This window comes from Martinezella tropici, from assembly GCF_003287875.1.
GTDB lineage: Bacteria > Pseudomonadota > Alphaproteobacteria > Rhizobiales > Rhizobiaceae > Rhizobium > Rhizobium tropici_C.
Genome location: NZ_QMKK01000008.1, coordinates 1 through 209 on the forward strand (window position 1 = coordinate 1; position 209 = coordinate 209).

The 209-nt window shown below is 58.9% G+C and carries 1 protein-coding gene; it reads left to right on the forward strand.

Annotated features, from left to right (window positions below; all coding sequences use genetic code 11):
• Nucleotides 1–209 (forward strand): formyltransferase family protein (locus tag DQ393_RS00105; protein WP_281023913.1); only part of this gene is annotated, 209 nt, incomplete at both ends.

Sequence of the window (209 nt, forward strand, 5' to 3'; positions counted from 1 at the left end):
AAGGTGACGAAGGACAACAAGCCGCAGGCCGAAGCCCAGCTTTTGGAACTGGTCGAGCAGACCGGCACCGAACTCGTGGTGCTGGCCCGCTATATGCAGGTTCTGTCGGATGCTCTCTGCCGGAAGATGTCGGGCCGCATCATCAACATCCACCATTCCTTCCTGCCGTCCTTCAAGGGAGCGAACCCTTACAAGCAGGCCTATGAGCG